This window comes from Chitinophaga tropicalis (assembly GCF_009758205.1).
Taxonomy (GTDB): domain Bacteria; phylum Bacteroidota; class Bacteroidia; order Chitinophagales; family Chitinophagaceae; genus Chitinophaga; species Chitinophaga tropicalis.
Map to the genome: position 1 here is coordinate 466,153 of NZ_WRXN01000005.1, position 15,442 is coordinate 481,594.

At 45.5% G+C, this 15,442-nt stretch carries 12 protein-coding genes; 4 read left to right on the forward strand and 8 right to left on the reverse strand.

The window, feature by feature from the left end; all coding sequences use genetic code 11:
- Nucleotides 1–15 precede the first annotated feature (15 nt).
- The 4 genes from GO493_RS14390 to GO493_RS14405 form a co-directional block, all read right to left on the reverse strand.
- A complete protein-coding gene (locus tag GO493_RS14390) occupies nt 16–633 on the reverse strand; it encodes a P-loop NTPase family protein (protein ID WP_157306899.1) in 618 nt (205 codons plus the stop codon).
- Nucleotides 617–1,213, reverse strand: a complete 597-nt coding sequence (locus GO493_RS14395; RefSeq protein WP_157306900.1) for a hypothetical protein — start codon at nt 1,211–1,213, stop codon at nt 617–619. The genes GO493_RS14390 and GO493_RS14395 overlap by 17 nt, the downstream gene beginning before the upstream one ends.
- Entirely contained in the window at nt 1,192–1,416 is a 225-nt protein-coding gene (locus tag GO493_RS14400) for a hypothetical protein (protein ID WP_157306901.1), read from the reverse strand. The genes GO493_RS14395 and GO493_RS14400 overlap by 22 nt, the downstream gene beginning before the upstream one ends.
- A 284-nt stretch (nt 1,417–1,700) precedes the next feature.
- Nucleotides 1,701–2,657: a hypothetical protein gene (locus GO493_RS14405; RefSeq protein ID WP_157306902.1), complete on the reverse strand. Its 957-nt coding sequence runs from the start codon at nt 2,655–2,657 to the stop codon at nt 1,701–1,703.
- A 754-nt stretch (nt 2,658–3,411) separates the two neighbouring features.
- On the opposite strand from GO493_RS14405, the gene GO493_RS14410 reads away from it, so the two are divergent.
- Nucleotides 3,412–4,530: a serine hydrolase domain-containing protein gene (locus tag GO493_RS14410; protein ID WP_157306903.1), complete on the forward strand. Its 1,119-nt coding sequence runs from the start codon at nt 3,412–3,414 to the stop codon at nt 4,528–4,530.
- 85 nt (nt 4,531–4,615) lie between these two features.
- Here GO493_RS14410 and GO493_RS14415 read toward each other — a convergent pair whose 3' ends face one another.
- Nucleotides 4,616–6,388, reverse strand: coding sequence for an ABC transporter ATP-binding protein (locus tag GO493_RS14415; protein WP_157306904.1), 1,773 nt, complete (start codon nt 6,386–6,388; stop codon nt 4,616–4,618).
- 243 nt (nt 6,389–6,631) lie between these two features.
- On the opposite strand from GO493_RS14415, the gene GO493_RS14420 reads away from it, so the two are divergent.
- The 3 genes from GO493_RS14420 (at nt 6,632) to GO493_RS14430 (ending at nt 10,425) form a co-directional block, all read left to right on the forward strand.
- The gene (locus GO493_RS14420) at nt 6,632–8,167 is read left to right on the forward strand and encodes a S8 family peptidase (protein WP_157306905.1); all 1,536 of its coding nucleotides are present in this window, start codon (nt 6,632–6,634) and stop codon (nt 8,165–8,167) included.
- 257 nt (nt 8,168–8,424) lie between these two features.
- Nucleotides 8,425–9,606: a PQQ-dependent sugar dehydrogenase gene (locus GO493_RS14425; RefSeq protein WP_157306906.1), complete on the forward strand. Its 1,182-nt coding sequence runs from the start codon at nt 8,425–8,427 to the stop codon at nt 9,604–9,606.
- Nucleotides 9,607–9,852: 246 nt separating this feature from the next.
- A complete protein-coding gene (locus GO493_RS14430) occupies nt 9,853–10,425 on the forward strand; it encodes a hypothetical protein (protein WP_157306907.1) in 573 nt (190 codons plus the stop codon).
- 19 nt (nt 10,426–10,444) lie between these two features.
- Here GO493_RS14430 and GO493_RS14435 read toward each other — a convergent pair whose 3' ends face one another.
- The 3 genes from GO493_RS14435 to GO493_RS14445 form a co-directional block, all read right to left on the reverse strand.
- Complete coding sequence (locus GO493_RS14435; RefSeq protein ID WP_157306908.1) at nt 10,445–10,591, reverse strand: hypothetical protein; 147 nt, start codon at nt 10,589–10,591, stop codon at nt 10,445–10,447.
- 119 nt (nt 10,592–10,710) lie between these two features.
- On the reverse strand, nt 10,711–14,058 hold the full coding sequence (locus GO493_RS14440) for a DUF5107 domain-containing protein (RefSeq protein WP_157306909.1): 3,348 nt from the start codon (nt 14,056–14,058) through the stop codon (nt 10,711–10,713).
- A gap of 36 nt (nt 14,059–14,094) precedes the next feature.
- Nucleotides 14,095–15,423: a sugar porter family MFS transporter gene (locus GO493_RS14445; protein ID WP_157306910.1), complete on the reverse strand. Its 1,329-nt coding sequence runs from the start codon at nt 15,421–15,423 to the stop codon at nt 14,095–14,097.
- Nucleotides 15,424–15,442: the final 19 nt, after the last annotated feature.

A 15,442-nucleotide genomic window follows, 5' to 3' on the forward strand; every position in this document is an offset into this window, starting at 1 on the left:
GGATCTTTCCCCTGTTTATTTTCTCTTATCCGGTGCATCATGGCTGTATGCAATAAGATTGAACATTGCACGAAAGCAGCTTCTGACACGATTGCCGTACAGTTGTTCCAGCTCTTCTGCTGATAAGGTAGTGATGACGTGGGTGACCATCCTCCGGGACATCATCAATTGATACCTGGTGAGCAGTATCTCGGCCATTACGTTAAAGTCGCCCCAGAAAGGCATTCTGGGCTCCAGTCCGATGTCATCGAAACAATATACACGCGGTACACTGGTATAGGGGAAAAAGGAGTTACTGGTGTATTTATACAACACGTCCAGTCCTGATCTTCCATATTCGATGCTGATGTCCCTACCGGACCTGTAAAGATGCTGATGGGTACGGGAACAGACCTCATTCATCAAAGACATCAGGGATGTCTTGCCACAACCTATAGGCCCTGTCAGCATAATTCCTTTACTCAGGTCCAGCTGCGCTGCGGCAGCCATTTCTTCATCTCTCAGGAAGTAGGCCAGCAGTTTGTTGATAACAGGCTTGTCTGTCTCTGTTATCTTAAATTCAAAGCCGTGTTTCTCTTTCCATCTCTGCCTGATGTGATCGATTATTGATCCGTAATTATAATGGCTCTCCATAGTTCTTATTCTGGTTAATATGAAGGTGGCTGGGCCTTCCCTTCGGTTTTGAAAATGATTCGATATTCTGCATCCATTTTTGCGCGGCGGCTTTCCAGTCGGTTATAGGGCTTCCTCTTTTAGACCAGCCGATAGACTGGTAGTAGTAGAAGAAGCGGGCCCCTTCATCGGCAGGATGTCCATGGGACATGAAATAGCATTTTACGTCCTCTATGTCTGGTGCGATACCGCTCCTTTTCTCCCGGATGGGAGTCTGTGCAGGTACGGCTATTTCCGTCAGCGGCTGTATGCAGACAGTACTGTGCATAAAAGGTTGTTCCGGAGGCTGGTAAACAATGTAACCGCACTTCTGGAGGGTTCTGAGACTGACATTGTATGTCTTACCAGAACCGATGCGGGAGAGCTTCATGGCGTCATTCCGCCGCACGGCAAAAGGGTTCTTAAAGTGCCAGTTGTTCCAGATATGGAATAGTGCCAGGTACAATGCCACATCGGTTGAACTGAGGCGATGATCGTTACGGGTACGCTGGTAAAAAGCATTCAGGTGCCCGATATAGTTTATTGCGGACGGGGTACCCATAGGACAAGTGTTTTTTTAGTGCTGTGAGGAATAACACGGTTGCCGTGCATAACATAGCTGGTGGTCTCAGTTACTGTGACCATTTCAAGTAATTGACGAGCCTTACTTCTGTTTTGGGGATGGGTTAAACTCTGGGAATCCAGGAGGGCCTGCACCTCTTTCAGCGACAAGGTTTCATTCAATGGTGTTAACTTGTTTTTCATTTTTTGTGTTGTTGTTTGTTTTGTGATACAAAGGAACTGATAACAACAACACGAGAACAGTGGCAAGGGTGGCACCACCCCTTTCAACTAATTAAATATCAATCAATTATTTTTTTAAAATTGTTTATAGCACGCCTTAAAATGATCTAACCGGGAGACTGTTTTAAGATATACAAGGCAAAAAAAATGCTCCCAAAAAAGAGTTTTGCTTTCCGGCAAAACTCTTTTTTGGGAGCAGGAGGAAATGGCCTGCGGCCAGCTAAAAATTCATACTGATATACTGTCTATTTCAAGTAGTTTAACAGCCCCAGCAGTTTATTTCTCAGAGATGTTATAACACCGGTATCGCCTATATACATCTTATTCCGGAGACTGTGTGCAGCAATGGTCCCGTTTCGTTTGGAAGTAAAAAAATCAGCTACAAATTCTGACAGCTGGCTTTTGTTGTCATGGACAATCACCTTGCTATCGGATAACAGTTTAACGAAACAGCCTATTTCGGCGACGGACAGATTGGTTTCTATCTTAAAGCCGTCCCACTTACCTGCTTTTTTTTGAGGCTGTTCTTTTATGTTAAGCCTCCTTAAGGTTTCACAGTAATGCAGTTCCGTATCCAGCCATTTCAACGTCTGATCTTTGAGAGATTCATTTTCCGGGTTAAATCCTTTGTTTGCTTTTCCGGGCAACCGGGCTAATTTCTTTTGCAGCAGGATGATCTGCATCAACTTCTCATCAGGATCGTCTATGCACTCAATCTCTTTCTCCATAAAGCCCGTGAAATAGTTTACGTATTTCCAGTGGTTGAAATTGATTGACTGTAACCGCAGATTCAGCTGGTAAACGGGATGCAGCTCTCCTTCTTCATCTGCCCCGGCAAAGAGCCAGAGCTCATCCAACAACATCCTGAGATAACCTGCCTCATAGAGCGTAACCTGTCTGTTGCCTGTATAATCAGTCTTAAAGGAAAAGAAAAGCTCCTCCAGGATATCTGAGAGTTCAGCGTCTATGCCTTTCCTGTCGAAAGTGTCCTGTATTGAGCTCCATCTGAACATCAGCTCATCGGACAATGCAGGGATATCTTTTGCCGGTATCCTGCAGTCCGGATCTATAAACCGGGGGTATTCCCTGTGCAAAAAATTCAGGAGGTCCTGAAGGGTATTACAGATAAATTGGAGAAAATGATTTATTTCCTGCTCCTTCGCAGCGTATATTCCCGCCGAGTAGGAGGCATCGTATGACATCGTCGATGAGCCGGGTTAATTCACGCTGACAAAACTGTATGTGCTGGCCGATCTGCTTTGCATCAGATATGCTTCCATACAAACGGGCGTTAAAGTTGCCAATGAAGTTGTTCCTGTAGGTTGTCAACTTAGTCGTGGTTGACTGAATAAAGCTGGCGGTTTCACCGCTGGAGGCTGTCAGGGTGTTCTTAAGATCAACATTGATAGTTTGGCTAAAGAACGATAAATCATCGTGTCGCATATTTATAATGATTGTGAAAAAATGCTCGTTTTTAGGGCTTTGCGCAAATTTAAGGGGGATAAGTGAAAAAAAAAACGGGGTAAAAAATAAATTCTCTATCTAGTAAGCTGCGCAAAAAGACTGCGCACTAATTGCTATATGAGATTTCCGGGCGCGACTGCTGCGCGACGGCGAGGAAGATTTTTTTGCGGCGGAATTTTTAATTTATTTTTTTAACTAAAAAAAAACGCGCGCGCGTGTTTCTCTCTTGTTTATAATTGTTTATATTGTTTATAAATGTGGTGCACTTTAGCACCGCAATGTGATGCACTTTGAGCACACATATGTGGCGCATTTTTGATACGCATATGTGTGGCTATTCTGCACCACGACGTGTGGCAAAAGTGGTACACGGGAAGAGAGAAATTAACAGGATATCCACATTCATCAAAATGAGATAAAAAGCTTACTTCATCTTTTCTTTTGCGATAATAGAACCGGGACAGTAATTAAATTTTCTATCATCTGTTATAAATGACAAGAATCATCTTCAGTGCAACTTTTTTCGCATTGCTGTTCATCTCAGCAATAAGTTCTGCACAGCAAAATTTCCAATATGCCGATTCTGTAAGAAGGGCCAATCACATTCCTGAGCTTAGTTATGCGGTTATCAATGATAAAGCCATTTTAGAGACTTCTGCCCTTGGCCATCACTCGGTCAATCTGCCAGACACCGCAATGCTGAATGACCGGTTTCATATTGGTTCCAATACTAAAGCGATGACTGCTTTTATGATCGCAAAATATGTTGAAAAAGGTGCGCTGAGGTGGACTACGAAGTTCTTCGATATTTTCCCGGATTGGAAAAGGACTTCGCGAAAGGAATACTATGATATCACTCTTAAAGACCTGTTGTCTCACCGGGCGATGATTCAACCATTCCAGGGAGAGAATGATCCGGCTATTCCCGGTTTTAAGGGAACGAAACAGCAGCAGAGAAGACTATTTGGAAAATTTGTGCTGCAGCAGGAGCCGGTAAAGCCAGATTCAACGCACCATTTTATCTATTCGAACGCAGGTTATACGCTGGCCACATTGATGATCGAAAAAGTTACTAACCAGACATGGGAACAATTAATGATCAATAGATTTAATCATGACCTGCACCTGAACATCGGCTTCTCCTGGCCGGAGAATCAGAAAAATAAAGATACCTGGGGCCATACAGAAGAAAATGGGAAATTGGCGCCAGTGCCTTCAAATACAGATTATCACCTGGATTATACGGAACCGGCCGGCGACATTAATATCAGGCTGAAAGATTATATCAGGTTCATTCAGCTAAATCTTGATGGTTTAAAAGGACATAATAACTATCTGAAATCGTCCACCTATCATTTCATTCACGAGGGCATTCCTGATTATTCCTTAGGATGGTTTAATGTTTATGAGAATGGCGACAGTTTTTCGACACATTCAGGCACCGCAGGAACTTACTACTCCCTTGTTCAGATAGATCGTAAAAAGGGTTTGGCATATATTATTCTTACCAATTCGTTTTCGGAAAACACAGTTAACAGCGTCAGACTAGTGATGAGACAACTCAAACATAGTTATAGCAATCACATGTATTCCGCAAAAGCTGGTTTTTGAGAGAAGACTTTTTTACTGCATGCAGCTGATTTTTTAATAAGGGAGATTGGGCCTGCGGCCAGCTGAAATTCCCACTGATGCGCAACTAATGTTTCCCCATGGCATCTTTCTGATGTTTCCATAGTTCCTGGAAAATCAGGCTGTTGTTCAACAGATGCTCAAAAGTGCCTTCATCTACAATACTTCCCTGCTGCAGTACATATACATAATCAAATTGCGCCAGCAGGTGCAGGCGATGAATGGAAGATATGACTGCTTTATCTGCAAAGGCTTTGAATATTTTGTTGTAGATCATGGCTTCCGTTCTGGGATCTACACTGCTGGTTGGCTCGTCCAGCAACACGACTTCGCTTTCGCGAGCGGCGAGTATGCCACGGGCAAGAGCCAGCCGCTGTTTTTGTCCGCCGGAGAGGTTCACTCCTTTTTCACGTATATCAGATTCCAGTCCCAGGGGCAACTGTTTGACCACTTCTGTAAAATGTGCGCTTTCACATACCTCCTCGATATCTGTTTCGCTGAAAGGCAGGCCGAGGGTAACATTATAAGCGATAGTGTTCTCAAAGATCTCCGGCTCCTGCGGAAAGAGGGTCACCGTTTCATTGAGAGTGTCCAGGTCGTATGGTTTTCCATCCACCGTAAGCTCCATACCTGGCTGCGGATCATATAATCCTCTCAGTAATGACAAGAGCGTGCTTTTACCGCTACCACTCTCCCCTATCAGTGCAATACGTTTGCCACGGAATATCGTGATATTCAGTCCGTGCAGGCTTTGCGGCGCATGTGCGGCATCATATTGTTCCCGGTGAGAAAAGTTCAGGTCTTTTATGCGGATAGACTGCCAGGTATCCGGCAGATCTGTAGGAGCATCAGGGCGGTGGTGTTGTTTAAAAGCCTCGTCAATATTGGAAGCCGTTTGTACGTAGGTGTTGTATTGAGTTATATCCGTATACTGCCAGGCAAAGTCATAAAACACGCTGGTGAACTGGTTCACGTATCCCAGTAAGGTAACCAGGCCTGCTACGTAAAACAACTTTCCCGGCTGCCAGTACTGCATGATATACCCTACTGTTACTACGCAATAAATGATGGTTATCAGTATATCTGCTACGAACCATTTCCACTCATTGACCCGGATGTTCTTCTTAAACGGCGGCAGGATCTGGTGTACTTTAGCCAGGAGTCCGGTTTCCATGCTCTTTTCCAGCCTGAGGGTGATCACAGTCATGATATTGGAAAGACTGTCGAACAGGTTTGAAGATACCACATGTTCCTTTTCGTTTACCTCGTCCAGCGTGCGGATAAAAGGTTTATCAAATCTAAAAAGTACCCAGATGGTGATGACACCAAGCACAACGCCGATAGTACCAAATAATGGTGAAAAGTATATAATGGCTGCTACGGAGAAAATGAGCTTGCCCACCGCCCGTAAATACATAAAGCCATGATCAAAAAAGTTCTTCAGTGCATCATATGCTTTACGTATACGATTAATTGTGGCGCCACTGTGATGGTCCTGGTGCCATTTTACCGGCAGATGTAATACCTGGTGATACCGTTCCTGTAAAAAGTTACGGCTCAGGTTAAAAGCGAGCTCACGTTCCATAACGCGGGCCGGGCCGTGGAAAGACCATTCCAGCATTTTAAGGCCGAAATAGCTGGCAGCGTATAAGAAGGCATAGTGCAGCACCTGCTGCGTATCCTGCTGGATCTTGCTGATAAACCATCCCAGCAGCACTGGATATAATGCGTAAATAATAGCGGAAACTATAAACATGGCATATACCAGTACGTACTTCTTCCGTTCCTTCCGTGCGTACTTCCAGGCTGTACGTAACAGGGATATATATGGGTTTGCCATAGTATTAAAATCTTAAGTAAGATGCAAAGATATAAAATGGCATTTCTACTTTGTGTTATTTATAGCGGGTGGTGATAAGGTAACCTGGAAAAATTGCCCAAAAATATCATACCGCTGATTAATGCAGAAATCTATTTATCTTGGTATAGATTTCATGTAGAACCTCAAGGAGATAAGATCGAGAGCCATTGCCAATTATTATTCAGATTAACCTTAATTAAGTTACCATTTAATTGAATTACCATGAAAACATTGCAACTATTCATTGCTATGCCGCTATGTGCGGTTATTCTTTCTATTGTGTCATGCAGTAAAGACGACAAAGACATTGCCGCCACTAACAGGGAAACTGTGGCGGGCACTTCTAAACAGGACAGGACCTTTATAGTGATTGCGCAGGAAGGAGAAAAAGCTGATAAGATCGCGGAAAGCCTGGAAGGCCTGAAAGCGGTCAACTACAAAGTAAAAGGTGTAGTTCCTGAACTGGGGCTTATTTATGTACAGACGCCCGATCCTACTTTTCCTGAAAGAGCCAGAAAAATAACCGGCGTACAATCAGTTGTCATAGATATTAAGACCGACTGGCAGGTACCTGTTAAAATAGCTAAAGCGCCGGCAACAAAGTTAATCAGTAAACAGGCGGAAGCGTCGAAGTTAATACCTGCGCCAACGGGTGACCCTTATGGCGTATTACAGTGGGATATGCAGTCTGTCAGCGCTTATGGCGCCTGGGCGAAAGGCTATAAGGGAAATGGCGCCAAAGTGGCGATACTGGATGGAGGCTTTCTGCTTACTGACGGGCAGACAGCCTCCCAGGTTACTGACACGCTTAACCTGGTCCCGGATGAGCCCTTTGAGCCATTTCCAGCTCTCGGACAGCGCGAATATGTTAGCCGGGGCGCCTTCTCCGCCGGTATTATTGCAGCGGCTCATGATGGCAGGGAAGTAGTAGGTATTGCCCCGGAAGCGAAACTGATACTCATCAAGATCCTTTCCGATAACATAACGACACCTCAGGCTCCCTGGAGTACCCTGATAAATGGGATCTGTTATGCTGTTAAAAAAGGCGCTAACGTGATCCAGATGAATGTAGCAGGAAAACTGCCGCGTAAGACCTATACAGACGACAATGGCACTCCTTCCTATCCGGGAGATGACTATGAAGTGGTGTATGACCGTGACGTTAAAGACCTGGTCATTGCACTAAACCGCGCGACCATTTACGCCAACCTTCGCGGAGCTACACTTGTTGCCCCTGCAGGCGACGACCGTATCAACTTCGATACTGAGACAGACTTTGCAATATACCCCGCTGCTGCCCTGGGGGTGCTTTGCATAGGATCTAACGGGCCTAATGGCTGGGGTATTAACAATGACACTTCCCTTTATGTTCCATCATACTTTACAAATTATGGGAAGTCTTATGTTCGTTTCGGAGCACCGGGCGGGAATTACGATCCCCGGACCGATTTCAGCGCGTTTGCAGAGGTAGCCGGGTTTGCCAATTATGAATACCTCTTCAATTATGTGTACAACACTGGCTTCTATGTTCCTTCAGACGAGGGAAATTCTCCTTATTCATGGTGGGCTTATGGATCAGCACTGGCAGCTGCTCATGCAACGGGGGTAATTGCGCTGATATATGGTAAACATCCGTGGGCGAACTCAGTAATTGTAGATGCGATATTGAGACGATCAGCTGATGATTATGGCGCGCCGGGGAAGGACCCTTATTTTGGATATGGCCAGATCAATGCTGAAAAGGCGTTGAGTTATTGATTTTATGCATATATTGATGCCGCAGAATGTTCTGCGGCATCATTGCCTGAAAAGTTAAATATGATTGAACGTTACACTGAAATACTGGTGCAACTCCGGGAACAAAGAATCTAACTAAAAGAATTTTTATATGCTGAGGGGAGAGATACTCCTGATAAATTGGGTATATTTAGGATAATGCAGAAAAATGTAAGTACGGAAACTATCCACTAATCAGTCCTGATGAGACCCTTTTTTAAATTCTTAACCCTCAAAGTATGAAAAATCTATCAACTCTATTTCCCAGGCAACTATTGTCTGTAGCCCTTTTGACAGTTTTAATGCTGAGCTGTAAAACAGAAGAAGATAACATTTTAAAGAAGACAACGACCCTGGCGGCGGCACCCCAGATATCGCTGACGCCGGTAATTACTTCCGGGTTGAGTGGTCCGATGCAGTTTGTGCATGTCCGTGACGGCAGTAAACGTATTTTTATTCCGCAGAAAACCGGTAGTATAAGAGTGTATGATTCTGTGTTTAACTTTATTTCTGTGTTTGGTACTGTGTCAAATGTGAGTACTAATGGTGAAAGAGGGCTGCTTAGCATGGCTTTTCACCCTAACTATTCAACGAATGGGTTCGTTTATGTCTATTATACCAATACAGCAGGTAATCTTGAGCTTGCCAGGTATCGTGTAAGCACAAGTAACCCTAATACGCTGAATGCGGCATCCAAAGTGATCGTACTGACCATCCCCCACCCTACTTATTCAAACCATAATGGAGGCGAGCTCCACTTTGGCAGTGATGGGTACCTGTATTTATCTACCGGTGATGGCGGCGGCAGCGGTGATGTTTCCAACAACGCGCAGAATACCTCTGTTCTGCTGGGGAAAATATTGCGCCTGGCTGTTAATACTTCCACCACTGCTCCATATTACAGCATTCCTGCAGGTAATCCTTTTTCAAATGCAGTATATGCTTATGGGCTACGTAACCCCTATCGCTGGAGCTTTGACAGAGCTACCCAGGACATGTGGATAGGTGATGTAGGACAGGATTCGTGGGAGGAAATCAATTTCCGCGCAGCAGCTGGTACTTCAGGAGCCAATTATGGATGGCGTTGTTATGAAGGGAATGCCGCATATAATACCTCCGGATGTAATGGAACAAATTATATCTTCCCGGTGCATGCTTACGCTACACAGAATCCTGCTGCAAGTATTACAGGAGGTGTGGTTTACAGAGGAACTGCATACCCGGCTTTACAGGGTTGTTACCTGAGTGCGGATTTCTATTCCGGCGTTTTCTATAAGATCGTTCCTAATGGCTCTGCATGGACTGTTACTACTCAAACACTTTCTCCGACAGGAATTGTGGATTTCGGGGAAACTGAAAGCGGGGAAGTGTATGTTGTATCTCATACGGGAAACAGTGTGTACCGCGTTACATCGAATTAAATACTGCATTTAATACATCAGGACTGTATTCAAAGAAGGGCTGGCCTAAGGGCCGGCCTTTCTGGGTTTACGGCCCAGCTAAGAATTCAAATTGGTGCACTACCTGTAATATTTTTTCGGTTTCCCACTTAATTGTAGTAGCTTCACTAAGAACACTTCACATAAACAGATTGTCAACCAGGTTTTACTATACTTCCCCCTAAAGCGAGCAATTAATCCTGCATTGTCCTTTTAAAATACAGTACAATGAAAAAGTTCCTTCTACCAATGATTGCTTTCTTATTGAGTAATCCATTATTCAGCCGGCAGAATAATCAAAATGCTGTAGCATCACTATTATTCAAGGATATTAAGACTACGCTAACGGCGGCAGATAAAAACCAGATTGCCGCTAAACTTGGTTTTATACCTTCCGGAAATCAGAATGAACCATTTGCGCTGGATAAAGATAGTAAGGAGTATCCCTTTGCAGCGACTGTCTATCCTACAGATCTCAATAAAGATGGTAAGGACGAAATCTTTATTGTGTTTGGGAATTCTTACACATCCGGAGCAGCGGGGTCCAGTGTTGCCCTGTTCATTAAAAATGCTGCCGGAGTCTATACAAATAATTTGGGCTTTCCCGGCACTACGCCAGATGTGCTTGCGACCTCCTACCAGGGATATCCTGATCTGCTGATAGGAGGACCAGGTTTTGAATTTCCTGTATGGAGATGGAATGGTAAAACATATGCTTACTATAAAAAGGTAAGTGATGCGACATATAGCAAGCTCAGGAAAATGACACTTGAAGAAGTCAGCAAGTCAAGCAGACAATAATTGTGAACATATTGCCAGTTTAAATTGTAAGTGTATTCAATAATTTCTCCCAATCAGATGCGTTTACTGCATTCTTCCGGACGATTGCCTGTTGCTGGCTATCGATCAACAGAATCAGTTTATCTCCCTTCTGTTTCAAGCGGATCTGTTCTTTCCTGACTTTCATATCTTTTCTTTTAAAGAGTGATTTATTCACAAAATTCAGATGAACATCATCCTGCCCGATACCAATTATCAACAACTCAAACCTGTTCAGATAAAATATATACACCAGGGAACTAAATATTAAGCAGGCCTGTTTTCAGTGTGTATTTCAGTAGTTGCAGCCCATTTCGATCTCAGTGATTCATGCAGGTGAATGCCCAGGTGCGCCGGGTTGTGACTTAGTCCCTTATGAAAGAATTCTGCTGCCTTTTTATATTCCTGCTTCCCGAGCCATCCTAAACCCTGCAGGTAATAACAGTGAATAGCATTATGCCGTGTAAGATCATCTTCAAAGATAGTCAGGTCGGGATGAGATACGGCAAAGAAGTCCATGCGAACGATATCGTCCTGGTGGGTTTCGCCATATTTGATCAGTCGTGCGAATCGCTGATCGGCTTCTGCCGGCCGGCCGAGTTTCAGCAAGGCTAGTCCCTGGTAGAATATTTTATCCGGCTGCTGGTCGTTGTAAAAGATGGCTTGCCCGGGATCGCTCAATCCAACGGAAGCTTTTTCCCAGCTGGCGATAGCCTCGTTCTGTCTGCCCATCTTTTCGCAGGCGCAGCCTATCCAGTAATGGATATCATTTTCCTGGGCGCCGAAGAGTTTTCCTTCTCCAAGGTTTTCAGGGTATGATTGAGCTGCATGCAATAGTTCTATAGCCTTTTCGTAATCACCATCTGCTATAGCATTAAGCGCAAGCTGGATGTGGATGGCAATATGCTGGTTGGAGGTTTTGCCTTCCCCTCCTTCCCAGGGATGAAACTTGTGGGATTGTAACAGTTGCAGGGCCTTAGCAGGTTGTCCTGTTAACGTATGGAGCGTTATATATTCAATGAATAAATCGTCGCGTTCTTTAAGGATATTTTCATGTTGCTGTAATGCAGACAGGCGGTTTGCTGGTGATGCCTGCATCAATTTATGGAGCTGATCAAGCTCGTACAATACACGGGCATCCTGCGGATCTGCCAGGAATGCTTTTTCGAACAGGCGCAGGGCTTCGTCCTTCCTGTCAAATTTGTTGAAGCAGGCGATCCCAAGATTCCGTAAAACGGTAGGGAATGCGTCATGCAGGCGGATACTTTTTTCCCAATGTGTTTTTGCGTCTTCATAGCGTCTTTTGGCGTAGAAGAAGTTTCCCAGGTAGAAATGAGCTTTATAGTCACCGGGGCGATGTTTGAGCACTTCATTCAGCACTTCGATATCTTCCAGTCTGTTGGGGAAAACGCGGTCCGGGGAGCAGGCAAATGCTTTTGTCCACCACTGACCGGCTTGTTCTCTTTGTCCGAGTTGTAAGGCGTAAAAACCCAGGTAACAAAGTAACAGGGCACCCTGTTGATCTGCGATGGCCAGCAGGTCATAAGCGGCTGTATATTGTCCTGTCCGGGCATAGTCGATCGCTATTTCCAGGAAGGTGTGTTCCCGTCCGCCGATCAGGGACAGTAGCTCTTCTGTGCCCCTGGTGGCCTGTTCCGGTTGCCCGGTAAGTGTCAGTAACTGTATATGTTCAAAGTAGTTTCCAAAATCAAAAGGATCCTGGTGGATGGCTTGCCTGCAATGTGTCAGTGCGTCCTGGTGTTTACCCTGGTTGCGCAGGATGATAGTCTTCAGGTGTTTTGCCTGCTGACTGTTCTGATTCCTGGTAAGGGAGCGATCGATCAGTTGCAATGCGGATGTCCAGTTACCCCGGTAAGCTTCAATAGCTGCCAGTTCAAAGTAAGCCTTATCCTGTACTGATGTGGTCCAGGTAGCTTTAAACAGGTATGGGAAAGCTTCGTTATAGCGGCGCTGGTAGCATAGGGCTATGCCCATGTTGTAGAGCGGTTCGCTATCGTAGGGATTCGGATTGTGTTTGTTCAGCTTTTCAATGGCACGGGTGAAGTGTTTTTTGCTTTCTTCGTAAGCGCCTGTTCGCAGGCGTAGTAGTCCCATGGCATTGTTTGTGCGGATATCTGAAGGATCGCGGCGGAGCGCTTCCAGGTAATAGTCCTCAGGACGATAGGTAGCGTGGCGGTATTGTTCCAGGTGTAGGCCTGCCAGGTACAGTGATTCCACTGTATCTACATCGGCAGGTAATGGTATGGCTTTCGCGGGATCCGGCAAGGCGTTTTCCCGGGGCTTTTCCGGGGTGTAGGACAGTATCTCATTTCCCTGTTCGTCGCTGATGGTAATGGTATAAGATGACGGTTCGAGGGCAGCGTTCTGAAGGGAAAATGTATCCAGGAATGCTGCATGGGGGGACAGGTGTACATCTTTGCTGAACAGCAGGGTATTGCCTGTTGTGACTTTTATGTTTACCTGTCGCCGGCTCGTGACATACACGCCGATCTCTGCCTTTTGGCCTTTAATCTCAAAATTGAGCATGGCATCTGTAGAGGCATTCTTTACGTAGCCGATCTCTTTATAGGGCATGAAGTACTGATGGAATTCGCGCACTTCGTTGGGCATGATCCAGCTGAAATCGGGTTGGTTGTCTGTGTATACGCCGCACATCAGTTCAAAATAAGGGCCATCGGAATCTGTCAGCTGGCGGTCCCAGGCTTTACCGAATTCCCCTGCTCCCCAGGTCCACTGTTTCTTGCCGGGGCTGACATGGTGGTTTGCCACGTGCATCAGTCCTGCTTTGCGCTTATGGTGGTAGCCTCCTACAAAGTTGTAGGAGCTGTTTACCGCCATGTAAGAAGTAGGCACGGGTATGTTGGTATAAACTGAGATATCTGTGCCGGGGGAGTAATCGACCTTATAGTAAGTACCAGTAGCGATGGGGAAAGAGCTTACGTCACGTTTACCGTGGTCATACACAGCATGCACATCGGGCGGGAAAACGCTTTGATAATGTTCGTCTACGGCTACCGCGGGATTGGCCCACCAGAGGAAGGTTTGCGGGAATGGCGTTCTGTTATACAGCTTAGCGTGCAGTTCTATGTAAGCTTTGTCAGGATAGAGTGTGAAACCCAGGGAGCAACGTGTTCTGAACATTACTTCATATTCGTTGACCCATACTGTTTTGCTTCCGTCGGCATGTTCTTCAATTTTGTAATCTGTGGGACCGAATGTGGAAGGGCGGTGATGCTGGGGCCAGTTGAATTCGATGCCACCACTGATCCAGGGGCCTGTCAAACCGACCAGTGCAGGTTTAATAACGCTGTTGTGATAAACAAAGTGATAGTTGTTCGTTTTATCGTAAGCCATCTGGATCCTTCCGCCCAGTTCCGGCAGGATCATTACTTTGATATAATCGTTTTCCAGGTAAAGGGCTGTCCATTCTTTATCTTCTTTTTCATCATACACTTTATCGATGACCGGATGGGGATATACCACGCCGCTGCTGCCCTGGTAAACACGTTTTTCTAAAAACATCGGGTTCTTATCGGGATCGCCTACTTTATAGGTGGGGATCACAACATATTCCTTCCATGCTTTGACCTGCATTATTATTTGTTTTTCTGATTAGTAATATTGATGCCACTAATGACCAGGAGTGATATCCCCGATATCTTCCAATGATCTGCCGTTTGTCTCCTTAACGTTCCTGTAGATGAACAGGAAGCCCAGCACACAAATGATGGCATAGAGGTAAAAGGGTGTATAAGTGCCCAGCCGGCTGGCCAGAATGGGGAAAGTAAATACGAGAATGGCGTAAGCGAACCATAGTGCCAGCACTGAAACGGATACTGCTATTCCTCTGATCTTTGAGGGAAAGATCTCTGCGATCAGCACCCAGGTTACCGGCGCTAATGACATAGCATATACAGCGATGCTGGCCAGCAGTGTCCAGGCGGCGAGGCCAGACTTCTGCTGAAGGAGGAAGGCGCTGGCAACGTAGAGGATTGCCAGTCCGCCGGCACCCAGGAGCATCAGTGGTTTTCGGCCGAGTTTATCTACCTGCCACATGGCTAATATGGTAAACAGCAAGTTGACGATGCCGATGAAAATTGTTTGTTTCAGCTGGTCGTCCTGGTTGAAGCCGACGCTTTGGAAAATGGTAGTGGCGAAATTGAATACGACATTGATGCCGCAGAGTTGTTGAAAGACGGCCAGCACCATACCTATCAGTAAAGCCGGCAGAACGGCTTTGGAAAATAATCCTGCGTAACCTTTTCTGCTATTATCCGGCGTATTCTTTTCGATGATGGTATTTGCATAATGCGTGCCGCCGATACGTAGTAATATTTTTGTTGCCTTATCTGTATTCCCGGTATTCATTAACCAGCGGGGGCTTTCAGGCAGCCAGCATACGCCGGTCAGGAATAATGCTGAAGGGACAGCTCCCAGTCCTACCATCCATCGCCAGGCATCAACGCCTTCATTGCGCAGAAGATAATTGACGATGTTAGTGATCAGGATTCCCAGTACGATGGTAAGCTGATTGATAGCTATCATGCGGCCGCGGCTTTCTGCGGGAGCGATTTCTGCGATGTAAAGCGGAGATAATGTGGAAGCCATGCCGACACCTATTCCGGCGATCAACCTGCAGGAGACGAAGAAGATCCTGTCTGGCGAGAGCGCCATAGCTATTGAGGAGATGAAGAAAATTCCTGCGGCCAGCAGGAGCCCGGGCTTTCGTCCGTATCTGTCCGCAATTCTACCAGCTATCAGACAACCCAGCATACAGCCTAAGGCAAGGGAGGCGGTAGCAAATCCATCCCAATATTCATTAAATCCGAATTGAGCTTTCAGGAATGGTAATGCCCCGGCTATCACGGCAAAGTCAAACCCGAAAAGATATCCGCCAAGAGCAGATATAAAAGATACCCGGAGAATAAACCGATTGTTATATGTCGTGGAATTTTGCATATACAGATACTTGTTAAAG

What these genes read in the sequence shown, in the direction of transcription:
- GO493_RS14390 (WP_157306899.1), bottom strand. Translation starts at nt 633, where the DNA reads ATGGAGAGCCATTATAATTACGGATCAATAATCGATCACATCAGGCAG.
- GO493_RS14395 (WP_157306900.1), bottom strand. Translation starts at nt 1,213, where the DNA reads ATGGGTACCCCGTCCGCAATAAACTATATCGGGCACCTGAATGCTTTT.
- GO493_RS14400 (WP_157306901.1), bottom strand. Translation starts at nt 1,416, where the DNA reads ATGAAAAACAAGTTAACACCATTGAATGAAACCTTGTCGCTGAAAGAG.
- GO493_RS14405 (WP_157306902.1), bottom strand. Translation starts at nt 2,657, where the DNA reads ATGTCATACGATGCCTCCTACTCGGCGGGAATATACGCTGCGAAGGAG.
- GO493_RS14410 (WP_157306903.1), top strand. Translation starts at nt 3,412, where the DNA reads ATGACAAGAATCATCTTCAGTGCAACTTTTTTCGCATTGCTGTTCATC.
- GO493_RS14415 (WP_157306904.1), bottom strand. Translation starts at nt 6,388, where the DNA reads ATGGCAAACCCATATATATCCCTGTTACGTACAGCCTGGAAGTACGCA.
- GO493_RS14420 (WP_157306905.1), top strand. Translation starts at nt 6,632, where the DNA reads ATGAAAACATTGCAACTATTCATTGCTATGCCGCTATGTGCGGTTATT.
- GO493_RS14425 (WP_157306906.1), top strand. Translation starts at nt 8,425, where the DNA reads ATGAAAAATCTATCAACTCTATTTCCCAGGCAACTATTGTCTGTAGCC.
- GO493_RS14430 (WP_157306907.1), top strand. Translation starts at nt 9,853, where the DNA reads ATGAAAAAGTTCCTTCTACCAATGATTGCTTTCTTATTGAGTAATCCA.
- GO493_RS14435 (WP_157306908.1), bottom strand. Translation starts at nt 10,591, where the DNA reads ATGAAAGTCAGGAAAGAACAGATCCGCTTGAAACAGAAGGGAGATAAA.
- GO493_RS14440 (WP_157306909.1), bottom strand. Translation starts at nt 14,058, where the DNA reads ATGCAGGTCAAAGCATGGAAGGAATATGTTGTGATCCCCACCTATAAA.
- GO493_RS14445 (WP_157306910.1), bottom strand. Translation starts at nt 15,423, where the DNA reads ATGCAAAATTCCACGACATATAACAATCGGTTTATTCTCCGGGTATCT.